The organism is Nocardioides gilvus (genome assembly GCF_003194605.1).
GTDB classification, from domain to species: Bacteria; Actinomycetota; Actinomycetes; order Propionibacteriales; family Nocardioidaceae; genus Nocardioides; species Nocardioides gilvus.
Window position 1 is genome coordinate 293379 of the sequence record NZ_QHKY01000002.1, and the last position, 21844, is coordinate 315222.

The 21844-nt window shown below is 68.5% G+C and carries 19 protein-coding genes and 1 tRNA gene; 9 read left to right on the forward strand and 11 right to left on the reverse strand.

Features of this window, described 5'->3' with window-relative positions; translation table 11 throughout:
- Nucleotides 1-50 precede the first annotated feature (50 nt).
- Nucleotides 51-626, reverse strand: a complete 576-nt coding sequence (gene dcd / locus DNK52_RS06720; protein WP_110240218.1) for a dCTP deaminase — start codon at nt 624-626, stop codon at nt 51-53.
- Between the two features lie 98 nt (nt 627-724).
- Between dcd and DNK52_RS06725 the strand changes: the two genes are divergently transcribed.
- The 3 genes from DNK52_RS06725 (at nt 725) to DNK52_RS06735 (ending at nt 2355) form a co-directional block, all read left to right on the forward strand.
- Complete coding sequence (locus DNK52_RS06725) at nt 725-1486, forward strand: SGNH/GDSL hydrolase family protein (RefSeq protein WP_110240617.1); 762 nt, start codon at nt 725-727, stop codon at nt 1484-1486.
- A gap of 30 nt (nt 1487-1516) precedes the next feature.
- Nucleotides 1517-1592: transfer RNA gene (locus DNK52_RS06730), tRNA-Gly, on the forward strand.
- Nucleotides 1593-1719: 127 nt separating this feature from the next.
- Nucleotides 1720-2355: a DUF2461 domain-containing protein gene (locus tag DNK52_RS06735; RefSeq protein WP_110240219.1), complete on the forward strand. Its 636-nt coding sequence runs from the start codon at nt 1720-1722 to the stop codon at nt 2353-2355.
- Between the two features lie 159 nt (nt 2356-2514).
- Here DNK52_RS06735 and DNK52_RS06740 read toward each other — a convergent pair whose 3' ends face one another.
- Entirely contained in the window at nt 2515-2973 is a 459-nt protein-coding gene (locus tag DNK52_RS06740; RefSeq protein ID WP_110240220.1) for an RrF2 family transcriptional regulator, read from the reverse strand.
- Nucleotides 2974-3238: 265 nt separating this feature from the next.
- On the opposite strand from DNK52_RS06740, the gene DNK52_RS06745 reads away from it, so the two are divergent.
- Nucleotides 3239-5119, forward strand: a complete 1881-nt coding sequence (locus tag DNK52_RS06745) for an acyl-CoA dehydrogenase (protein WP_110240221.1) — start codon at nt 3239-3241, stop codon at nt 5117-5119.
- Between the two features lie 72 nt (nt 5120-5191).
- Here DNK52_RS06745 and DNK52_RS06750 read toward each other — a convergent pair whose 3' ends face one another.
- Together DNK52_RS06750 and DNK52_RS06755 are read right to left on the reverse strand one after the other, a co-directional pair.
- Complete coding sequence (locus tag DNK52_RS06750; protein WP_110240222.1) at nt 5192-5437, reverse strand: DUF6458 family protein; 246 nt, start codon at nt 5435-5437, stop codon at nt 5192-5194.
- Between the two features lie 158 nt (nt 5438-5595).
- Nucleotides 5596-7350, reverse strand: coding sequence for an NHL domain-containing thioredoxin family protein (locus tag DNK52_RS06755; RefSeq protein ID WP_110240223.1), 1755 nt, complete (start codon nt 7348-7350; stop codon nt 5596-5598).
- Between the two features lie 36 nt (nt 7351-7386).
- On the opposite strand from DNK52_RS06755, the gene DNK52_RS06760 reads away from it, so the two are divergent.
- Entirely contained in the window at nt 7387-8187 is an 801-nt protein-coding gene (locus tag DNK52_RS06760; RefSeq protein ID WP_110240224.1) for a maleylpyruvate isomerase family mycothiol-dependent enzyme, read from the forward strand.
- A gap of 13 nt (nt 8188-8200) precedes the next feature.
- Nucleotides 8201-9145 carry an SDR family NAD(P)-dependent oxidoreductase gene (locus DNK52_RS06765; RefSeq protein ID WP_110240225.1) on the forward strand — a complete coding sequence of 315 codons (945 nt, stop codon included), beginning with the start codon at nt 8201-8203 and terminating at the stop codon, nt 9143-9145.
- A gap of 21 nt (nt 9146-9166) precedes the next feature.
- Here the strand turns inward: DNK52_RS06765 and DNK52_RS06770 are convergent, their stop codons facing one another.
- Nucleotides 9167-10726: a hypothetical protein gene (locus DNK52_RS06770; protein WP_110240226.1), complete on the reverse strand. Its 1560-nt coding sequence runs from the start codon at nt 10724-10726 to the stop codon at nt 9167-9169.
- A 110-nt stretch (nt 10727-10836) separates the two neighbouring features.
- Nucleotides 10837-11028, reverse strand: a complete 192-nt coding sequence (locus DNK52_RS06775; protein ID WP_110240227.1) for a hypothetical protein — start codon at nt 11026-11028, stop codon at nt 10837-10839.
- Nucleotides 11029-11174: 146 nt separating this feature from the next.
- Here DNK52_RS06775 and DNK52_RS06780 point away from each other — a divergent pair, with 146 nt between their 5' ends.
- Nucleotides 11175-12122 carry a hypothetical protein gene (locus tag DNK52_RS06780; RefSeq protein ID WP_110240228.1) on the forward strand — a complete coding sequence of 316 codons (948 nt, stop codon included), beginning with the start codon at nt 11175-11177 and terminating at the stop codon, nt 12120-12122.
- 154 nt (nt 12123-12276) lie between these two features.
- Here the strand turns inward: DNK52_RS06780 and DNK52_RS16125 are convergent, their stop codons facing one another.
- From DNK52_RS16125 to DNK52_RS06810, 5 genes are all read right to left on the reverse strand, one after another.
- Entirely contained in the window at nt 12277-14136 is a 1860-nt protein-coding gene (locus DNK52_RS16125) for an MSCRAMM family protein (protein ID WP_204163425.1), read from the reverse strand.
- A gap of 82 nt (nt 14137-14218) precedes the next feature.
- Entirely contained in the window at nt 14219-15868 is a 1650-nt protein-coding gene (locus DNK52_RS06790; RefSeq protein ID WP_162598659.1) for a carboxypeptidase-like regulatory domain-containing protein, read from the reverse strand.
- Nucleotides 15869-15992: 124 nt separating this feature from the next.
- Nucleotides 15993-17249: a hypothetical protein gene (locus DNK52_RS16020; RefSeq protein WP_162598660.1), complete on the reverse strand. Its 1257-nt coding sequence runs from the start codon at nt 17247-17249 to the stop codon at nt 15993-15995.
- A 179-nt stretch (nt 17250-17428) separates the two neighbouring features.
- Nucleotides 17429-18688, reverse strand: coding sequence for a fatty acid desaturase family protein (locus DNK52_RS06805; protein ID WP_110240231.1), 1260 nt, complete (start codon nt 18686-18688; stop codon nt 17429-17431).
- Nucleotides 18689-18759: 71 nt separating this feature from the next.
- Complete coding sequence (locus DNK52_RS06810) at nt 18760-19884, reverse strand: ferredoxin reductase (protein ID WP_110240232.1); 1125 nt, start codon at nt 19882-19884, stop codon at nt 18760-18762.
- A 192-nt stretch (nt 19885-20076) separates the two neighbouring features.
- Between DNK52_RS06810 and DNK52_RS06815 the strand changes: the two genes are divergently transcribed.
- Nucleotides 20077-21012: an ATP-binding cassette domain-containing protein gene (locus DNK52_RS06815; RefSeq protein WP_110240233.1), complete on the forward strand. Its 936-nt coding sequence runs from the start codon at nt 20077-20079 to the stop codon at nt 21010-21012.
- Complete coding sequence (locus tag DNK52_RS06820) at nt 21009-21839, forward strand: hypothetical protein (RefSeq protein WP_110240234.1); 831 nt, start codon at nt 21009-21011, stop codon at nt 21837-21839. The genes DNK52_RS06815 and DNK52_RS06820 overlap by 4 nt, the downstream gene beginning before the upstream one ends.
- The last annotated feature ends 5 nt before the right edge of the window (nt 21840-21844 follow it).

Here is a 21844-nt window from a genome sequence, read left to right on the forward strand (position 1 = left end):
TACTCCACACGGAGCACGCCTCAGACGATCAGCAGAGCCGGCCGGAGGGCTCAGATCTTGGTGCGGTGGAAGTTCGCGTACGACTTCGACGGCGTGGGGCCACGCTGCCCCTGGTAGCGCGAGCCGTACTTCGCGGAGCCGTACGGGTGCTCGGCGGGCGAGGAGAGCCGGAAGAAGCAGAGCTGACCGATCTTCATGCCCGGGTAGAGCTTGATCGGCAGCGTCGCGACGTTGGCGAGCTCAAGGGTCACGTGGCCGGAGAAGCCGGGGTCCACGAAGCCGGCGGTGGCGTGGGTCAGCAGGCCGAGGCGGCCCAGCGACGACTTGCCCTCGACGCGCGCCGCGATGTCGTCGGGCAGGGAGCAGACCTCGTACGTCGACCCCAGCACGAACTCGCCCGGGTGCAGGATGAACGCCTCGTCACCCTCCGGCTCGACGATCCGGGTCAGGTCCGACTGGTCGGCCGCCGGGTCGATGTGCGGGTAGCGGTGGTTCTCGAAGACCCGGAAGAAGCGGTCGAGGCGGATGTCGATGCTGGAGGGCTGGAGCATCTCCGGCTCCCACGGGTTGATCCCGATACGTCCAGCGTCGAGCTCGGCGGAGATGTCACGGTCGGAGAGCAGCACGCAACGAACCCTACCGTCGCCGGGCCCCGGGCGTGGTGACGCTCACGCTTCAGGGGTGAGGATGCAGGACTTTGTGCCGGTGCCTGACAATGGGCGTCATGAGTTTCCAGCGCTACGTCGCCCTCGGCGACTCCTTCACCGAGGGGGTCGGCGACAACGACCCGACCCGGCCCAACGGACTGATGGGCTGGGCCGACCGCGTCGCCCTGCACCTGGCCAGCCAGGACCCTGAGTTCACGTACGCCAACCTCGCGATCCGCGGGCGCAAGCTGCTCGGCATCATCGACGAGCAGGTCGAGCCGGCGCTCGCCCTGGAGCCCGACCTGATCTCGATCCACGGCGGTGGCAACGACGTCCTGCGACCCAAGGTCGACATCGACGCGATCGCCGCGCGCTACGACCGCGCCGTCGCCCGGCTGCAGTCGAGCGGCGCACACCTCGTCATGTTCACCATGTTCGACCCTGGCCCCGGCGGGATCTACGGGCCCGTGCGTGGGCGCTTCGCGCTCATCAACGAGTGGATCCGCGAGATCGCAGACACCCGTGACGTCACCCTCGTCGACATGTGGCGGATGCGGCGCGAAGACCTCCGAGGCCTGATGGACGCCGACCGGATGCACCTCAACTCTGCCGGTCACCAGTTCATGGCGATGCAGGTCCTCGACCGGCTCGGGGTCGCCCACGACCTCGCACCACTGCCCCCCACGCCGATCCCGGAGTTGACGCGCAGGGAGGCGCTCGCCCGCAACGCGCGGTGGACCAAGGAGTTCCTCGGTCCGTGGGTCCACCGTCGCCTCACCGGCCGTTCGTCGGGCGACTCGATCGTGCCCAAGCACCCCACCCTCGACCGCATCGGCTAATCTTTCCCTCAGCCGGGGCGACCCGGTGTTGCGGACGTAGCTCAGTTGGTAGAGCGCGACCTTCCCAAGGTCGATGTCGCGAGTTCGAATCTCGTCGTCCGCTCCAGTTCAGTTCGTTCAGTTCCGGTTCCAGTTCTTCACCGTTGCGACCACCACGTCGGACGTTTGGCCGTCCAGAGCCGCCACCGGCCCACTGAGGGCCGAGTCTCCGACGTGGTGGCTAGGCTCTCGGGGTGCCGTTCACTGGTTTTCCCGTCGCCGCCCTCGACTTCTACGACGACCTCGAGATGGACAACTCGAAGGCCTTCTGGGAGGCCCACAAGGAGGTCTACCGCGACGCCGTACGCGGTCCCATCGAGGCTCTCGCAGCGGCGCTCGAGCCGCAGTTCGGCGCCGCCAAGATCTTCCGGCCCTACCGTGACGTGCGCTTCCGGGCCGACAAGACGCCGTACAAGACCCACCAGGGGATGTTCGTGGCTGTCGCCCCGCGCACCGGGTGGTACTTCGAGATCTCACCGCGCGGCACCCGCGTCGGCGCGGGCTTCTACGAGGCTTCGGGCCCGCGGCTGGCCGCAGTGCGCGCTGCGATCGACGAGGAGAAGTCAGGTCGCGCCCTCGAACGACTCGTCAAGAAGTACGAGAAGGCCGGATGGGAGATCGGGGGCGACGCGGTGAAGACCGCCCCTCGCGGCTACACCGTGGACCATCCGCGGATCGAGCTGCTGCGCCACAAACAGCTCTTCGTGGGCAAGGGCTACGGCTTCGAGGCAGATGCGCTCGGGCCTGATCTGGTGGAGCGGGTGCGAGAGGACTGGACCGCGTTGCGACCTCTGATGACGTGGCTGACGACGCATCCCGCACCTGAGTGAGGCGCCCACCTCCCCCACCCATCGGGACGTCATCACCACCGGTCCCCCGAGCGAACGCTCACGATGACGTCCGCCAGGCTTCGTCCGGGACGTCATCACCACCGGTCCCCCGAGCGAGCGCTCACGATGACGTCCGCAGGTTTGCGGGCCGCTCGAGGATCAGTGCGGCTGCCAGGCGTCCTCGTCGGCCGTACGTGAGGTGACGGCGTCGGGGAGCTCTCGACTCTGGAGGTCGGCGATCGAGACCTGCTCGAAGACGTCGCGCAGCGAGTGGCGCGCGGCGATCCAGACGTGCTGGAGCACGTCGGCCGTCTCGTTGTAGGAGACGGCCTCGGGGCGCAGGCCGTAGACGGAGACCAGCGGTCCGTCCACCGCGCGGATCACGTCCGCGACCGAGACGTCCTTGGCCTCACGGGCCAGTCGCCAGCCACCCGACTGGCCGCGTTGGGAGACGACGATCCCCGACTTGCGGAGGTCGGCGAGGATCGCCTGCAGGAACCCGTGCGGGATGTCCTGACGGCGACCCAGTTCCTCGGCGCTGATCGGTCCGACGCCCGTGCTGCCCGCCATCTCGATGAGGGCTCGCAGGGCATAGTCGGACTTGGCGGAGACACGCATGCGGGTCAGTTTGTCAGACAACTCCGAGCACGCGTGCCGACCGCACCAACCGCCATCGCGGCGGCTGGTCGACGCGCCGGGCCAGAAGTCGCCAAGCACACTTGTGCACCAAGTTGCAAGGATCACCACCGCATAGTGTTGCGCGAGTCGCATCAACAAGGCACAATCATGTTACTGACCGGTAATTCTGGCCAGTCATCACACGTGCAAACAACAGGTCGACCACACAAACGGTCGGTTCTCCGAATCAGAAACGGGTGGGGCAGTGAGCCACTACAAGAGCAACCTGCGTGACATCGAGTTCAACCTCTTCGAGGTCCTGGGCCGCGACAAGGTCCTTGGCCAGGGACCCTTCGCCGAGGTCGACAGCGACACCGCTCGTGAGGTGCTGGCCGAGGTCGAGCGCCTTTCCCGCGAAGACCTCGCAGCCTCCTTCGAGGACAGCGACCGCAACCCGCCGGTCTTCGACCCCAAGACCCACTCGGCTCCCCTGAGCGAGACCTTCAAGAAGAGCTACCAGGCCTGGATGGACGCCGAGTTCTGGCGTCTCCAGATCCGTGAGGAGCTCGGCGGCACCCCCGCCCCGCCGTCCATCGTGTGGGCCCTGGGCGAGATGGTGCTCGGCGCCAACGCCCCGGTCTGGATGTACGCCGCCGGCGCCCCGTTCGCCGGTGTCCTGTGGAACAACGCCAACGGCCAGGAGCGCGACAAGCGCGTCGCCGAGATCATGGTCGAGCGCCAGTGGGGCTGCACCATGGTCCTCACCGAGCCCGACGCCGGCTCCGACGTGGGCGCCGGTCGCGCGAAGGCCACCCCCAACGAAGACGGCTCGTGGAACGTCACCGGCGTGAAGCGCTTCATCACCTCCGCCACCAACGACATGACCGAGAACGTCATGCACCTGGTCCTCGCCCGCCCCGAGGGCGTCGAGGGCGCTGGCGGTCCGGGCACCAAGGGCCTCTCGCTCTTCTGGATGCCGGAGCACCACTTCGACCACGAGACCGGCGAGCTCACGGGTGAGCGCAACGGCATCTACGTGACCAACGTCGAGCACAAGATGGGCATCAAGGTCTCCAACACGTGTGAGGTCACCTTCGGCGACCCCCAGACCGGTGGCGGCGAGCCCGCCCAGGGTTGGCTCGTGGGCGAGATCCACAACGGCATCGCGCAGATGTTCGACGTCATCGAGAACGCCCGCATGATGGTCGGCTCGAAGGCCATCGCGACGCTCTCGACCGGTTACCTCAACGCCCTGGAGTACGCGAAGACCCGCGTCCAGGGTGCTGACCTGACCCAGTCGGCCGACAAGACCGCTCCCCGCGTCACGATCACGCACCACCCCGACGTACGCCGCTCGCTGATGACCCAGAAGTCGTTCGCCGAGGCGATGCGCGCACTGGTCCTCTACACGGCCTCCTGGCAGGACGACGTCTACCTGGCCGAGCACAACGGCACCTCGGACTCCGAAGAGGCCAAGCTCGCCGTGGCGGTCAACGACCTCCTGCTCCCGATCGTCAAGGGCTACGGTTCCGAGCGCTCCTGGACCCTCCTGGGCACCGAGTCGCTGCAGACCTTCGGTGGTTCGGGCTTCCTCCAGGAGTACCCGATCGAGCAGTACGTGCGTGACGCCAAGATCGACACCTTGTACGAAGGCACCACCGCGATCCAGGGCCAGGACTTCTTCTTCCGCAAGATCGTCAAGGACCAGGGCAAGGCGCTGGGCCACCTGGCTGCGCAGATCGAGTCGTTCATCAACGCCGACGACGCCGACGACCGCCTCAAGGTCGAGCGGGGTCTGCTCGCCAAGGCCCTCGAGGACGCCAACGCCATCGTCGGTCACATGATCAACGACCTGATGTCTGCCCAGAGCGACATCAAGAACATCTACAAGGTGGGTCTCAACACCTCCCGCGTGCTGATGGTCCTGGGCGACGTCGTCTGCGCCTGGCTGCTGCTGCGCCAGGCCGAGGTGGCGCTGGCCAAGCTCGGCGGCGAGGTCTCCGCGAAGGACAAGTCCTTCTACGAGGGCAAGGTGGCCGCGGCCTCCTTCTTCGCCACCAACCTGCTGCCCAAGCTGAGCGCCGAGCGCGCCATCGCCGAGAGCATCGACCTCTCGCTGATGGAGCTCGACGAGGCTGCGTTCTGATCTGACGTAACGACACGAAGGGCCGCCCCGGATCAACCGGGGCGGCCCTTCGTGCGTGGTGACGAAGTTGCGTCAGACGACGTCGCGACGACCGTCGACGTCACGACGGGTGTCGACGTGGTGCTCCTCCACGTGGCGGCTCTCACCGCGCTGCTTGTTCATGATCAGGCCGAGGACGATGGCCAGCACACCGGCTGCGACCAGGATCCAGCCCAACGTGTCAGTGGCGACGTAGTCCTCCATGCCGGGGATGTTGACGACGCCCAGTCCGAAGATCAGACCGATGACGATCAATACGATTCCGAGTCCGAGTCCCATCACATACCTCCTACGGGTGGGCGCGGCCGATAGCCGCACGCTGACTGACACCCAGCGACTGTCTGCCCCGTAGCGGAGGAGTTCAAACCGCCCCACTGCAGGACGTCATGGCCACCGGTCGCTCCAGCGACCGGACGCCATGACGTTGCGGGGTGGTCTCAGTCGTCCGCGGCGCCCCCGAGCGGCAACCTGAGTACACCTTCGGCCGACGCCGACACCTGCACCGGGACGCCCCAGTCCTGCTGGTGCATGCGGCAGGCCGCCCCTTCCCCACCGTCGGCGTCGCAGGAGGCCGCCCGCGCCGCGACGTGGAGCACTCCCTCACCGACCGCGGGGTCGAGGACGAGCCGCCGGGTCAGGTCGGTCCCTCGCCCCTCTCCTTCGCGCAACAGCGCGGGCGGCGTGGAGCTGACGAGCAACTGGGACGGCGGCCCGAAGCGGTCGTCGACCTTCTGACCGGGCGGTGGCGTGAACTCGATGACCAGGTCGAGCTGGGCCGAGACCTCGGTGACCGGACGCTGCGTACGGTGCGCGAAGGCCTCCACCTCGACGACGCCCCCGAGCGGCACCCGGCTGATCCGGTGCGCGGTCGACTCTACGACGAGCAGGTCGGCACCGTTTTCGCTGAGCAGCAGTGCGCTCGGTTCGGCCAGCTCCGTGGCGATCGTGGTGACCTCACCGGTGGCGGGCGACCACCGGCGTACGGCGCCGTTGTAGGTGTCCGCGATCGCCATCGAGCCGTCGGGCAGTGTCGCCACGCCGAGCGGGTGCTGCAGCAGTGCCTGGTCGGCGGGACCGTCCCGGAGCCCGAAGTCGAAGAGCCCGGTGCCGATCGCCGTGTGCACCTGACCGCGACCGGACTCGTACGAGACCCAGCGCAGCGCGGAGGTCTCGGAGTCCGCCAGCCAGAGTCGTTCGCCGTCGACCGCCAGGCCCGAGGGCTGCGCGAACCAAGCATCCGGCAGTGGTCCGTCCAGCAAGCCTTCGTTGGTGGTGCCGGCCACCACCTCGACGACACCGGTGAGCGGATCGAAGGTCCACAACTGGTGGATCCCTGCCATCGCGATCCAGACCCGGTCACGCCACCACGCGACGTCCCAGGGGCTGGAGAGCCGGGCGACGCCGTCTCCGGCCATCCACTGGTTGCCGTCGCCGGCGAGCGTACGTACGTGGCCGGTCGCGAGGGCGACTCCGGCGAGGCGGTGCGCGACGGTGTCCGCGACCACGAGGTCGTACCCGACCTGCGCTGCGACGTCCGGCGGCAGGAGGCAGAGGCCGTTGGGCTCGTTGAAGCCGGCGATGCGTTGCTGCACGCCTCCGTCGGCGTCGAGCAGCACGACCTCGTCGTGGCCGGCGTCGGCGACGGCAAGGCGACCGGCGGGCAGGCGTACGGCGGAGGCGGGGAAGCGCAGGTCACTCGGCTCGACGGCGGGCGGCACGTACAGCGAGTCCCCCGGCTGGAGCGTGCCACGCTCCCGGTGCTGCTCGACGAGCTCGGCGAGCAGCGCGTCGATGGCGTGCGCGTGGCCCTCCCCCGCGTACTGGGCGACGACGTAACCCTCCGGGTCGACGAGGACCAGCGTGGGCCAGGCCCGCGCGGTGTAGGCCGACCAGGTGGTCAGCTCGGGATCGTCGAGGACCGCGTGGTGCACCGAGTAGCGCTCGACGGCCGCGACCAGGGCGTCGGGATCGGCCTCGTGCACGAACTTGGGCGAGTGGACGCCGATGACGACGAGCTCGTCGGACCACTTCTCCTCGAGCGGCCGCAACTCGTCGATGACGTGCAGACAGTTGATGCAGCAGAACGTCCAGAAGTCGAGGAGGACGAAGCGACCACGCAGGTCGGCGATCCGCAGATCGTCCTCGGTGTTGAGCCAGCCTCGGCCGGTGAGTTCAGGGGCGCGTACCTTCACGTGCTGATTGTCCCCCCTCACCCCTAAGGTGGACGCATGAGCGAGCTGAGCGCGTACGTCGACATCTGGTGGAGCGGGATCACCGACTTCACCCTTCTTCTCGAGGAACTCCCGCAGGAAGCCTGGGCCACGCCCACCGACCTCCCGGGCTGGACCGTGCGTGACGTCGCTGCCCACACCGCCCACCTGGAGCACCTGCTCGCGGGTGGGCGCCACGACGACATCAAGGTCGTCGACGCTCCGCACGCCAGGGGCTTCATGGGTGAATTCACTGAGCAGGGAGTCATTGCGCGACTGTCCCGCTCCAAGGACGAGTTGATCAACGAGATCCGGGAGTCGGCCACCGCCACCCACACCGCGATTCTGTCCGACGGCGTCCCCGAGGGCACCACGCCTGCGCGCGAGCCGTTCGGATCCATCGGCTGGACCAGCCGCACGCTGTGGCGCAACCGCCCCCTGGACCTGTGGATGCACGAGCAGGACGTCCGTCGCGCCGTCGGGATCCCCGGCAACCTGGACTCCCCCGGAGCCCTCCACAGCATCAACTATCTCTCCGACTCCCTCGGCCTGGTGCTCGCCAAGCGGGTGGGCGCCCCGGCCGGGACGGTGCTCCGCCTCGAGGTCGACGGACACACACCACGCGGCTTCACGGTCAACGAGTCCGGACGCGGCGAGGAGCTCGACGAGGTGCCCTCCTCGGTCGACGTCACTCTCTCCTTCGATCGCGAGAGCTTCGCGCGGGTCGCCGGTGGGCGTGGCACAGCTGACCGGGTGACCATCTCCGGCGACGAAGAACTCGGCGCGAAGATCCTCAGCGCCATGGTCGTGACGCCGTGAGGTCCCTGGTGGGATGAAGCCCAGCGCCTGGCGCCCGGAGTCGATCACTGACCAGACCGGGCGCACCTTCCTCGTCACCGGCACCAGCCCGGGCGGGATCGGCTTCCACGTCGCTCTCTCCCTGGCCGCGGCCGGGGGCCGGGTCGTACTGGCCGGGCGCACCCCCGAGCGCATCACGGCCGCCGTGGCGCAGATCCGCGCCGCGGCGCCCGAGGCGGACCTCGAGGAGCTCGTGGTCGACCTCGCCGCCCAGGACTCCGTACGCCGTGCCGCCCGGGAGGCCGAAGTCTTCGGGCCGCTGCACGCCCTGGTGAACAACGCCGGGGTCCGGGCCACCCGGCTGCAGCGCACCGTCGACGGTCTTGAGCTGCAGATGGCCACCAACCACTTCGGGCCGTTCCTGCTCACCGGGCTGCTGCTGCCCCAACTGGTCGCCTCGGGCGACGGACGAGTCGTCACTGTTGCCTCCCGAGCCCACCACCGCGCCAGACGTGCGCCGCTGGAGGACCCGCGTACGCCGCCGTTCCCCTACCGCAAGCTCGCGACGTACGACCGGTCCAAACTGGCCAACCTGCTCTTCACCTTCGAGCTGGACCGGCGCCTGTGGGCGGCCCAGTCAGCGGCCCAGTCACCGGTGCGAGCACTGGCCGCCCACCCCGGGTACGCAGCCACCCCACTCTTCGCCAACGGGGCCTACGGTCGCCCCTCCGGTGGGCCGGCCTCGATCCTCGACGCGGTGCACAAGGCCGTCGCCCAGCCCGCTGCCCACGGCGCCTGGCCGGTGCTGATGGCGACGCTGGACGACCTGCCCGGTGCGACGTACTGCGGGCCCACGGGCCGCGGGGAGCTGCGCGGTCCACCCGGCGTCGTGCAGGCCAGCAACCTGGCGCACGACGCGGCTGCCCAACGTGAGCTCTGGGAGATCAGCGAGCGGACCGTCGGCCTGCGCTATCCGTAGGCCGGCGACGAGACGAGCGCGTCACTCGCGCTCGACGTCTTTCACCCGGACGATGCCCCGCCGGGTGCCCACAAAGGCCGCTCCGTCGGGTCCGAGGGCGACGTAGCCCAGGTCGGTGGTGTGCATGAAGCCGGTGCCGGTGCGCACGGAGAAGGCGTCCTTGCCCGTGCGTACGTCGATGGCGCTCATGTACCACGCCGAGACGCCCAGGGCGGACGGCCGCTTCGTCCAGATGTATGCCAGACCCGTCGCCCAGGAGACGGTGGGACGCACGTAGACAGACGATGCCTCGTTGGTCCACACGACCCGACACTCACCGTCACTGTGGTCGACGCGGGCAATCCCCCCGGTGGGGGTGAACCCCAGCGCGGTGGAGGCGAACGAGTCGTTGCCGTGGGCGTTGGTCACGAGCACACCGTTGCCCACCGAGACCAACGACGTCTCCGTGGAGCTCTCACCGCCGTCGAAGACCGCTGACTTGCAGACTTCTGCACCCGTGGAGCGGTCGTGGAAGGTGACCTGGAGACGCGGCTCGGCGTTGTCGGCGAGCGCCACCAGGTTGTCGTCGACGAGGACGGGACCCGAGCCGGTGCCCTGGACCGACTGCCCCGACTTCACCTCGACGCCGCGGTCGTACTCGGTACGCCAACTGACCGCGGCGGAGCCGGTCTCGTCGACCACGAGACGGTAGACGGCCTCTTCGGAGGTGAGGAAGACGCCTGACTCGTCGACCGTGAACGGCTGGGTGATGCGCTCGTCGAGGTCGAGGATCTTCGCCCCACCGGCGACCGTGTCGAGCATCCCGACCTTGCCCTTGTAACTGGCCCACCAGATGCGTCCGGACCAGTCGGGCAACGCGCGGACCAGACAGTCGTCGTCGCCGATCAGCTTGGTGAGGTTCCAGGTCTGGGCCACCGTCAGGTCGGCCTCGCCGTCGGCGTCGGCGGTGCCGATGGACTGGATGCGACCGTCGGTGGTGGCCACGATCGCCCGGTCGCCGTTGTCGAGGTAGAAGCGAGAGCCCGAGCAGACGTCCGCACGGACCGGGTCATCGGTCTCCACCCGGTCGGGGAGCCGCTTGGTGGCCAACGGCCGCAACGAGTCGGCATCGACGACGCGCAGCAGCGGGCCCTTGCGGTCCCGGCAGAGCGTGACGAGTCGGCCGTCGGTGGCGAACTGCATGCTGCGGCAACTCTCCATCCCGTACCAGGCGGAGTCTGCCTCGGGCTGGTCACCCAACGGCCCGGGACGGTCGATCAGCGAGTCGGCCAACCACGGGTGCTGGGCCGGCTCACCGACGTCCAGCGGCTTGGCGGAGGCCTGTTGGCCCTGGTAGGCCGGAGTGGCGAGGAGTCCCCCGGCGCCGGGGATCGGGAGCACGCCGTCGGGGACCACGACGACGATCGCACTGACCAGGGCAACCACGGCGGCGCTGATTCCGGCGCCCTTCCAGCTCAAGCTGGGCCACGGCACCCGGGCCCGGACCTGCGGGACGCACAACAGCACGAGGACCAGCCCCAACGCGAGCGGGCCAATGGCCAGCATCAGCACCAGGACCAGAACGACGAGCCCCCACCACATTTCAGCGGCCCCGGCTCGTGGAGAACGAGGGCACGGGGAGGAGGGAGCGCGCGGACATGGCACGAGGATATGTCGCGGTCACGCGGATCCCGCAGCCAGCAGTCACCGGGTCACCGACGTCGACGTCCGGTCCACAGCAGCGCCACCGCTCCGGCCACCCCGGCGAGCAGGACCGCCACCAGGACCCTGGCCCACCAGTCGAGGTCGGTGGTCAGGTCGAGGAAGAACGTCACGACGATCACCACCATCAGGAAGGTGATGCTCGGAACGACACTTGCCTGGCGTGGCCTCTCATCCGTCATGGATGAAACCTAACGAACTTTGCAGGAGGGCTTCCCCCCGGTCCGTGGAGTCTGCTGACCGGAGTGCGGAGTTCGGCATTGTCCAGGTCTCGACGTCCCACAGGCAGTAGCGTTCGGTCACTGTCAGCAGACTCCCGAGGAGAACCATGTCGCGTCCCTTCCGCTTGCCTGCGGTGCTGTCCGCAGCCGTCACCGCAGCCCTGGCCGGCGCGCTGCTGAGTGCCCCGACCACCGCGAGCGCCACCACGTTCGCGGCGCCCAAGGCTTCGCACGTGAAGGCCTGCAAGAAGGCAGACTTCGCCGGCGCCTCCCGGATGCGTCTGCAGAGCAGCAAGAAGGCGGTGGGCAAGTCGGGCAGGACCAAGGCCACCGCGCGAGCCTGGGTCTACACCAACCAACGTCAGCAGGCCTGCGTCGTCACCTCGGCCACCAGCCCGAAGGTGAAGAAGACCAGGAAGACCACCGACATCTCCTACAGCGGCTACTCGCTGGTGGAGAGCGACTCCGTCATCAAGTTCGCCCAGGGTCACCAGCTGAGCATGGATGACTTCTGGGGCGACTCGAACAGCTTCGCCCGCTGGGGCCGCAAGGCGCCCCGGACCACCAGCGCATCAGTGATCGACCTGGTTGACGACGGGGTGATGACTGCGGCGGACCTCGACGGCCTGCCCCAGGAGTTGCAGACCCTCAAGGGCCAGAAGTACCGCATGGAGACCACCTCGCTGGTCGTACGTTGGCAGATGTACGGCGACCGCACGGTGAAGACCAAGAAGGTCACGAAGGCCAAGGCTGCGAAGGTCCGCAAGGCGAAGTTCAAGAAGATCGCCGCGCGCCGTACGGCTGGTCTCAAGGAGGCACGGACCTCGTGGCAGGAGTGGGTCGCCGCCCAACGCCAGACGACGGCCGAGGAGCGCGCGTGGGTGAAGTTCTACGGTGACCTCATCCACGACATGGACCGGATGATCGTCAAGGGACAGGCGCAGTCCGACAAGGCCATGGCTCGCCATGCGGCCAAGGAAGCTGTGCGGGGCGCCAAGTTGGTGTCGGGCTACCGCATCAAGATCGACCTCCCGCTGTCGCTTCCGCGAAGCTGAGCAAAGCTGAGCAAAGCGAAGAGCCCCCGTCCGACCTTCCGGTCGGGCGGGGGCTCTTCCACGTTTGTCCTGGCCCTGGGCACTGGGCACTGGGCCCTGGGCACTGGGCACTGGACCCGGACGAGTCAGCCGGAGCCGCGGCTCCCTCGGCCAACTACTTCTTGACCTTCCTCGACCACTTCGACGTGAACTTCACCGTCTTGTAGCCCGGCTTCGACACCGTCACGACCACTCGGTACTTCTTGTTGCGCATCGAACGCTTCAGCTTCAGCTTGGACTTCTTCCCGGCCTTCACCTTGACGAGCTTCTTGCCGGACTTGGTGAACCACTGGTACTTCACCTTCACCGACTTCGGTTTCCAGACGCCCTTCGACACCTTCAGCGTCTTCCCGACGCGGGCCGTGCCCGTAACCTTCGGCGCCTTGACCCGCTTGAGGGTCTTCACCGGCTTCGGGGCAGGTGACGGCGTGGGGGTCGGGGTCGGCGTGGGCGTCGGGGTGGGGACTGGGGTGGAGGTGGGCGTGGGCGTCGCGGTGAGTGTCGGGGTCGGGACCGGGGTGACCGTCGGCGTAGGCACAGGCGTGACCGTCGGCGTAGGCACAGGCGTGGGAGTCGGGGTGGGCTTCGGAGGATCCGGAGGACCTTCCACGCTCAGAGTCGCGTCGATCCCCCTGACCGTTGCCCCGGAGGCGACGACGACGTCGCGCCCGGTCGCCACGGTCGGGGCGTCGTCCCAGAACTCCGGGGCGAGTCCGCCCGTGGGGTCCTCGAACCCCACCCGGTAGGTGCCGGGGGGCAGTTGCACGAACCTGTAGCCCCCGCCGACGGCAGTGATGACCGGTTCACCGACTCTGCGCCACCGCGCGGCAGCTCCTGAGCCGTCGAGCCGATAGACGCTCACCTCGAGATCGTTCACCGGCTTCGACTCCTGCGCGGAGACGGTGCCCTCCAGGCTCGCGCCGACTCCGAGCAGGGCGTCGACGGTCACCACCTCACGGTGTCCCAGGACGACGTCCTTCGCGCCCTCGACGGTTGCTGCGTCCTTGTAGAACTCCGGGAGGAGGATCTCGTTCTCGATGTCCCTGAAACCAACCCGATAGGTGCCTGCCGAGAGCCCTGAGATCTCGTAGCGACCCTCAGGGTCCGTCCGACCCGAGTTGACCGGCTCCCACTGGTCGCTCCCCTCGCGGCCGAACTCGTACACGGTCACCTCCACCTTGCCGAGCATGTCGCTGGCGACCGGGGCGCTGATACGGCCCGTGATGGTGCCGCCGCTCTCCAGGGTTGCGTCGATGTCGAAGACCGCTCGGCCGCGGGGCACGACCACGTCCTTGGCCTGCTCGATGGTCACTGCGTCGTCGTAGAACTCGCTCTGGACCGCGCCGGCGTCGTCCACGAACTCGAGCCGGTAGGTGCCCGCCCGGAGGGACCGTGCCTGGTAGCGGCCGTCGGACTCAGCAGCGGTCCTCCCCACCTGGCGCCAGACCGGCCCGGCGCCGTCGTTGTCGCCCACGAAGATGTTGACGTTCAGGGAGACGACATCCGCGTCCTCTGGCGCCGTCAACGTCCCTGCGATGGACCCCCCGGGCTCAAGCGCGATGCCGATCCCGGTGACGGTCCCGCTCTCTGCCAGGGCGATCACCGTCGCCGTACGCATGAGTGGACCGCCGTGGAAGGCGGGCGCGAGGTCGTTCTTCATGTCCTCCGCCTCCACGAGGTACCTGCCGGCGGGAAGGTCACGGAACTCGTACGAGCCGTCGTCGCTCAACACCGACAGGTCGACGAACGGCGTCCAGCGGAAGGCGCCATCGGATTCGGCCCAGCGGTGGAGCTTGACGACCGGATCCGGCTGCTCGCCCCGCGGCCAGGTGACCGAACCAGAGATCGAACCCAGGCCGGTCTCCGGATCATCGACCGCAGAGGCCGGCGCCACGGCGAGCGCCCCGCCCAGCGCAACGACGAGGGCCAGCGCCCACGCCACGTACGTCCTGCTTGCTCGCAACTTCGGCCCCACGACGATCCCCCTACGCCTCCTGCTCCGGCTGACACCGGTGGAGGAAGCGTAGGCGGTCGCGCCGACAGCCGAGCAGAGGTGCCTACTTCTTGATCTTCCTGGACCACTTCGACGTGAACTTCACCGTCTTGTAACCCTTCTTCGACACCGTGACGACCACGCGGTACTTCTTGCCGCGCGTCGACTTCTTCAGCGCCAACTTCGACTTCTTGCCCGTCTTCACCTTGTAGGACTTGTTGCCCTTCTTGGCGAACCACTGGTACCTGACCTTCACCGACTTCGGCTTCCAGACGCCCTTCGACACCTTCAGCGTCCGACCCACCTTGGGCCTGCCGGTGACCTTGGGCGCCTTGAGGCGCTTGAGGGCCTTGAGAACGGGCTCGGGGTCCGGGGTCTCTGCCTGCGGCACAGTCACGTCCACACCGGTCGTCGTCTGACCGAGAGTCACCTCGAAGTCCTTGGCGGCCTCCACGGTCCGAACCCCCGGATGGAAGATCTCCCAGTCAGCACCCTGCAGACCCTCGGCCTGGAGGCGGTAACGACCGGCGGAGACGCCACGGATCCGGAATGAACCGTCATCCTCGGTGACATGACTGGTGCCGAGACCCTTCCAGGTGGCAGGGCCCGAGTCACTGGTGACCTCTCGCCACAACTCGACCGTGGTGGAGCCGGGGTAGAGCCCCAGCGACGGATCGACACGGCCGGTGACCACACCGCCCACGACGAGTTCACCGTCGACACCGGCACGGTCCGTGCCACCAGCCACCGGGACCTCGGTCGCCTCCTCGACGAACGACACCCCGGGCCAGAAGCTCGTCGTGAGGGCCGAGCTCCCAGAGGCCGGGTAGAACTGCACGTAGTAGGTGCCGGTCGGCAGCCCTGCGAGCAGGTAGGGCTCGCCCGCCTTGACCTCCACGGACTTTCCCCATCCCCATGAGCCGTCCTGCTCGCGGGTCGTGGCCAGGACGCGTACGGTCTCACCCGCGCTGGCGGCCGGTACACGCACCACACCCGAGATGGAGTTGGTGCGCCGCGGGGCCACATCGATCGTGGTGACGCCGGGAGCTGTCACCCGCACAGAGAGACTCGTGCCCTCGACCAGTTCGTCGGGATGCGTGAACTCCAGGACGTAGTCACCGTCCCGCAGCGGGATCACGTACGTGCCGTCCGCGGCAATCCGACCCGACTGTGCCGGAGTGCGCGGCGCATTGCCGATGGGAGGTCGCGGGTAGTAGGCGGTGACCGCCATGTCGGTCGGGTCAGCGCCTGCCGGGAGCGTGATCTTGCCACGCAGCGACCCTGAACGGATCAAGGTGTGGTCGACACTCACTGTCTCGCCGGCCGCCACCAACGTCGCGGACGCCAGGTAGGCCGCGTCGGGGATCGCGTCCGAGCCCTGGTGCAGGCTCCACAGGTGGTCACCCGACGCGTCGACGAAACGGAGCAGGTAGGACCCGGGCGCCACCGAGACCTCGTACGTCCCGTCCGACGCCGTCGTGACCCTGGTCGTGGGCTGGCCGTACCACGCGTTCGCGTCGATCACCTCGACGGTGACGTCTCCCGCGGGAGCTCCGCCGGGGAGCAGCACGGTGCCGGCGAAGGCTCCTGACTCGCCGGGATCCGCAGTCGCTGTCGTGGCACCCGACAGTCCCGCCACTGCCAGCAGCATCGCCAGCACGGGTGCCAGCCACCATGCTCTGACCGGACTGTGCCCGGCACGTGTTCGAACCATCACGATTCTTCCTCCCCCAGGAGCCCGAACATCCATTCGGGCGTGTGTTGGCAACCTAGACCGGCAAGACAGTTCCCGGCAATGAACTCACCCGGGACCCGGACGTGGTCAAGTGCTCAGCTCGCTACTTCGTGACCTTCCTGGACCAGCTCGTGGCGGCTGTGGCGCTCGCGTGGCCGGGGCGCGACACGGTGACGACCGCGCGTACCTGTTTGCCCAGAAGCGCCTTGGACAGCCTGAGGCTGAACCCCGTCGCATTGGCCACGGGCTCGACCTCGTCACCGTCCTTGGTGAACCACTGGATCTCGGTCTTGACCAGGAACGGCTTCCAGAAGCCGGGCAACACCCACATGGTCCTCCCGACTCGGGGTGAACCGAGGGCCACGGGTGGCAGCAGCGCCTTGATCGGCTTCAAGGCGGGGCCTGGGTCAGGACTGGGCTCCGGGGTCGGGTCGGGGCTGGGCTCCGGGTCGGGGCTGGGCTCGGGCGCGGGGCCGGGCTCGACCCCCTCCCGAGGCTCGAGCGACTGGTCAGCGACCCGCGAGGTCTCACCGTCGATCACCTCGACCTCGATGTTGGACACCGTGCCGGGTGGGCCCCCACCGAACGGAGTGTCGACGAAACGCGCCTGCGGATCAGTGAAGCCGAGGCGATAACCGCCACCTCCGTAGTTGAGACCACCTGGCGTCTCCTCGGTGCGTTCCACCAACCCGGTGAAGCGGTAGGTCCCGTCCGCATCGACCTCGACCGTACGACTCGCCGCGAAGGAACACCCGCGAGGATCGCAGTAGGCCTCGTACACCTGCGCCCGGACACCTTCGACCGAGATGCCGGCGACGGTGCTCGACACCGTCCCCTCCAGCACTCCCCCGACCACCATCAGCGCAGTGGGGACCTGGGTGATCCCCTCGGCCGCCACCACGAAGGCGGGCGAGAACATGTACCGCTCGATCTCGCCGCCACCGGACCAACTCTTGGCGTAGAGGCGCTGAGCCGCATCGGTCACCAAGAGGTGGTACGACCCACCCTCGAGACCGACGAACTCGTACGTCCCGTCTGCGCCGACCTCGACGGTTCCGACGCTGGAGATGTCGGCCCACCCGCCGCAGCAATCAGGCAGCTGCTTGAAAGCCTCCACCCGCACCGTCGTCGGCGAGATTCCCTCCGGGACCTCCAACTGTCCCCGCGCCGTGGCCGTGCCGACGGCCTCAGGCCCGACGACAGGCTCGGCGACAGGCTGGGCGGCGAGCACCGTCGTACGCGCTGACTCACCGCCGGCGCCCGACGCCGCGACGCCCGTGCCGGCCAGCGACCCTGCTACCAGCCCCACGACCGCCAGCACAGCCGGGATGGTCCGTCGTCTCTTGTTTTCTGCACGCATGCGCGGCCCCCCGTTGACTCCCTACCGGCACTTCAGTGCCGGGTCCCGCCATCAACGTAGCGCCGCCAAGGGGTCAGGCACCATGCGCAATTCACAGGGCCGCGACCGTCGACGAGGAGCGAAATCACCGAAGCCCCCGGTGATCCACCGGGGGCTTCGGTCGGGTGTTGGGCGCGAGGTCAGGCGGCCTTGACGACCGCGTCACGCTCCGTGCGCGTGACCTTGGCAGCCTTGCTGTCGAGGTGTCGCTGCAGCAGACGACGCGTACGGCGGTTGCCGGTCACCATCTTGGCGAGCACGCCGAGCTGCTGGGGCGCGTTCTTGATGGTGGTGGTCTCCAACCAACCGTTGGGAAGGCTCAGACGCACGACCTTGTGCCAGGCCGAGTAGACCTGCGCAGGCAGCGAGGCCTCGTGGTAGTTGAGGTCGTACTTGGCGAAGAGCTCCTTCACCTTCACGGCCGCCTCGGCGTAACGGTTCGACGGCAGGTCGGGGAAGAGGTGGTGCTCGATCTGGTGCGACAGGTTGCCGGTCATGATGTGCATGGCCTTGGACCCGGAGATGTTGGCCGAGCCGAGCATCTGGCGCAGGTACCAGTCGCCACGGGTCTCGTCGTCGTCGAGCATCTCCTTCTCGAAGGTCTCGACACCCTCGGGGAAGTGACCGCACATGATGACCGAGTGGCTCCACATGTTGCGGGCCCAGTTGGCGACCAGGTTGGCGCCGATCGTCGGCAGGAAGGAACCCGTCGGGATCGAGAGCACCGGGTGGATCACGTAGTCACGCGTCATGTGCTTGCGGATCTTGGTGAGCACGGCCTTGACCTGCTCGTCGAAGTCCTCGGGGCGCTTGTCCTTGGGGCGGGTGAGGTTCTTGCCCAGCTCGAGGTCGTAGGCAGCGATGCCGTACTGGAAGAAGCAGGCGTTGATGAAGTTCCAGGCCGGCTGCGCGATGTAGAACGGGTGCCACTTCTGGTCCTCGTCGACACGCATGATGCCGTAGCCGAGGTCGTTGTCCTTGCCCACGATGTTGGTGAACGTGTGGTGGACCTCGTTGTGGCTGTGCTTCCACGCCTCCGACGGGGTGACGTTGTCCCACTCCCAGGTCGACGAGTGGATCTTCGGGTCGCGCATCCAGTCCCACTGGCCGTGGAGGATGTTGTGACCGATCTCCATGTTCTCCAGGATCTTGGAGACGCTCAGGCCGAGGGTGCCGAGCACCCAGGCCGGCGGGAAGACCGAGAAGAGGAGCACGCCGCGCGAGCTCATCTCGAGGTAGCGCTGGGTCTTGATGACCTTGCGGATGTAGGCGGCGTCGCTCGCGCCACGGCTGTCGATGATCTCCTGGCGGATCGCGTCGAGCTCGTTGCCCAACTCCTCGATCTGCTGCTTGGAGAGGTGGGCGATCGGGTTGTCGCTCTTCTTCTGGATGACAGTCATGTGGAACTCCTCAGCTGGATGGCTGGTGGTCGGACGGGCGGCCTGTGGGCCTGGTCAGTACGAGGTAGGGGTCAATGATCGAAGTGGCAGGGCCCGGCTGCGGTGTTGATGCAGGTCTGCACCTTGACGGTGCCGGACTCGCCGGGGATGGCGGTGGTGAGCTGGCCGTTGCGCAGGTCGCGCACGGTGCCCTCGGTCATCGGGACCAGGCATCCCTGGCACAGACCCATGCGGCAACCGCTGCGCATCAACAACCCTGCGTCCTCAGCGGCGTCCAGGATGGTGGTGGCGCCGTCGACGACGAGCTCGCGGTCACGCTTCTCGAAGCGCAGGGTGCCGCCCTCGCCGGGCTCGACCCGGGCCACGCGGAACTGCTCGACGACGAGGTCGAGCCCGTGCTTCTCGTGGTGCTCACTGAGCGCGTCCAGCAGACCGGAAGGCCCGCAGGCCAAGGTCGTACGCTCGGCAAGGTCAGGCACCAGGGACTTGATGTCGTTGACGTCGAGCACCCCGTGGACGTCGTCGTAGCGGGCGATGAGACGGATCATCCCGGCCGCGTCCAGGGCCTTGAGGTCGTCGAGGAAGATCGAGTCCGGCTCGCTCGGCGCCACGTGCACCACGACGATGTCGTAGTCGGCGCTGCGCTCGAGGCGTACGACGCCGGAGTCGGCCACCGGGAACAGGTTGCGCAGCATCCCGATCACCGGGGTGACGCCGGAGCCGGCGGTGACCATCAGGAACTTGGTCGTCTCACCCGGAGCGCGCTCGGGAAGCACGAACTCGCCGGAGGCCTGCTCCAGGTGCACGATCGAACCGACGGGGCGATCGTGCACGAGGTGGCGGCTCACGACGCCGTCGGCGACTGCCTTGACGGTGATCGAGATGTTGCCGTCCTTGCGCGGACCGTGGGTCAGTGAGTAGGCGCGGAAGTGGCGTACGCCGTCGACGTCGATGCCGACGCGGGTGTACTGGCCAGGCACGTGGCCGGCCCAGTCAGCGCCGGGCCTGATCACGATCGTGGCGGCGTCAGCGGTCTCGGGGTGCACCTCGACGATGCGACCCCGGAGCTCGGCGCCGGGGCGCAGCGGGGCGAAGAGGTCCAGGTAGTCGGCGGGCAGCAGAGGGGTGGTCGCCGCCTCCACCAACCTGATGGCGCGGTCGCGGATGCGGCCGGGTCGTTGCAGCGTCGAACTCATGTGTCCATCATGCCGTGGGACGGGCAGGGAATTCCTGACCACGAGACGTGAACCTACCGGCCAGAACTGTTCTTGGCGATCAATTCCTAATGTTTCCCTCACGTTAACCACCCAGCGCCTTGCCCCAACCGGGTCATACCGGTGCCTGAGACGTCTCCACACTGAGGCCGATCATCACTACTGTCCCACCCGATGATGACGATCACCTCGCTGACCAAGACGTACGGCTCCTGCACCGCACTCGCCGACGTCACCCTCAGCGTCCCCGATGGTGCGGTCACGGCCGTCGTGGGTCCCGCCGGATCGGGCCGGAGCACCCTGTTGGGCATCCTCGCGCAGCTGGTCGTCGCCGACTCCGGACGCGTGCTCGTCGACGGCGAGGACTTCGCACGCTCCCGACGTCCCGGCTCCGTCATCGGCACCGCGGGCGCGGGCGACCAACTCCCCGAACACCTGCGCATCGACAGTCACCTGGCCCATGTCTGCGCACTGCAGGGGCTGGGGCGCGGTCGGGTCAACGACCTGCTCGCCGAGGTCGGGCTGCACCAGGCGCGAAACCGCCGGATCAAGGACGCGTCGCTCGCGGTCCGGCGCCGGGTCGGTCTCGCCGTCGCCCTGAGCGGCGATCCACGCCATGTCCTGCTCGACGAGCCGTTGCAGGGCCTGGGGAGCGAGGACCGGGAATGGACGCGACGGATCATCCGGCGCACGGCACGCGCCGGGAGCGCCGTGGTCCTGACCGCTCCGCGACTGCGCGACGTGGCCACCCTCGCCGACCACGTGGTCACCCTCGACCGCGGGCGGGTGGTGCGCGCCGGGCCGCTGCAGTCCTTCGTCGCGGGCGGCGAGGAGCGTACGTACGTGGAGTCCGAACACCTCGAGGACGTCGCAGCCGTGCTGCGTGAGCGCGGCTACTTCGTGGTGCACGAGGACGAGGGCATCCTCGTGCACGGCGCAGCTCCGCACGAGGTCGGACGGATCGCCTTCGACCACGGCCCCGGCCTCTCCCACCTGCGCTCGTGGCACCCCGCGTTCGATGCAGCGCTCGACTCCGGGCTCGATCCCGGGCTCGATTCCGGGCCCGATTCCGACCGCGACTCGGCACTCAACGCCCGGCACGCCTCGTGAGACCACCCGCCCAGAGCACCTCGTCAGTCGCACGGGCCGAGGTGCGCCGACTCCTGCGACAGGGAGGTCTCGTCACCGGGCTCGTGGTCGCTGCGGCGCTCGGCCTGGCCAGCGGCCTCGGCAGCACCGTCGTCGTACGACAGGCGCAACCGGAGGCTCCCGGAGCGTGGCTGATCGCCACCCCCACCGCGGTCGCCGCACTGGTCAGCGGGTTGGCACTGGCGCTAGCCGTCGCAGTGCGTTTCGGTGGTGACGCCCGCAACGGCACGCTCGCTGCCACGCTCGCGCTGGTCCCGGACAGACGTCGGCTCGTCACCGCCCAGGCCGGCGCGGTGGCCGTCGTCTGCGGCGCCGCTGTCGCCGCGGTGGCACTGGTCGCCGGCGCCATCGCCATGAACCTCAACGATGACGCGGCCCACACCGGCAGCGCGTTGCTGGTCGGGACCCTCAGTGGCGCCCTGAGCGCTGCCCTGCTCGGGGTCCTGGGCCTGGCCGTCGCGGTGGCCACCCGCCACCCGGTCGTCGCCGGCCTCACCCTCGCGGTGTGGTGGCTCGTCCTGCCGATGGCACTGTCGGCCGCGCGTGTCTTCCTCCCCGGCCCGCTGTCGGCGCTCACCCACGCCCTGCTGGTCACCTCCCCGCCGATGCTCGCCGCCGAGGCCGCCCACCCCGGCACCCTCGCGGGGGCGTCGGTGACCTCGCTCCTGCTCGGCACGGGGGCCCTGTGCGCCTGGGCCGCCGCTGCGACGACGGGCGCCCACGCACTCTTCGTACGCCGGAGCGTGCGCGAGGGTGACGAGCCCGGCCGCCGCCTCATCGCCGGGTAGGTTGT

Coding starts and splice junctions, on each gene's coding strand:
- DNK52_RS06760 (WP_110240224.1), top strand. CDS start 7,387: ATGAGCGAGCTGAGCGCGTACGTCGACATCTGGTGGAGCGGGATCACC.
- DNK52_RS06790 (WP_162598659.1), bottom strand. CDS start 15,868: ATGGTTCGAACACGTGCCGGGCACAGTCCGGTCAGAGCATGGTGGCTG.
- DNK52_RS06725 (WP_110240617.1), top strand. CDS start 725: ATGAGTTTCCAGCGCTACGTCGCCCTCGGCGACTCCTTCACCGAGGGG.
- DNK52_RS16020 (WP_162598660.1), bottom strand. CDS start 17,249: ATGCGTGCAGAAAACAAGAGACGACGGACCATCCCGGCTGTGCTGGCG.
- DNK52_RS06815 (WP_110240233.1), top strand. CDS start 20,077: ATGATGACGATCACCTCGCTGACCAAGACGTACGGCTCCTGCACCGCA.
- DNK52_RS06740 (WP_110240220.1), bottom strand. CDS start 2,973: ATGCGTGTCTCCGCCAAGTCCGACTATGCCCTGCGAGCCCTCATCGAG.
- DNK52_RS06810 (WP_110240232.1), bottom strand. CDS start 19,884: ATGAGTTCGACGCTGCAACGACCCGGCCGCATCCGCGACCGCGCCATC.
- DNK52_RS06770 (WP_110240226.1), bottom strand. CDS start 10,726: ATGTGGTGGGGGCTCGTCGTTCTGGTCCTGGTGCTGATGCTGGCCATT.
- DNK52_RS06780 (WP_110240228.1), top strand. CDS start 11,175: ATGTCGCGTCCCTTCCGCTTGCCTGCGGTGCTGTCCGCAGCCGTCACC.
- DNK52_RS06750 (WP_110240222.1), bottom strand. CDS start 5,437: ATGGGACTCGGACTCGGAATCGTATTGATCGTCATCGGTCTGATCTTC.
- DNK52_RS06805 (WP_110240231.1), bottom strand. CDS start 18,688: ATGACTGTCATCCAGAAGAAGAGCGACAACCCGATCGCCCACCTCTCC.
- DNK52_RS06775 (WP_110240227.1), bottom strand. CDS start 11,028: ATGACGGATGAGAGGCCACGCCAGGCAAGTGTCGTTCCGAGCATCACC.
- DNK52_RS06765 (WP_110240225.1), top strand. CDS start 8,201: ATGAAGCCCAGCGCCTGGCGCCCGGAGTCGATCACTGACCAGACCGGG.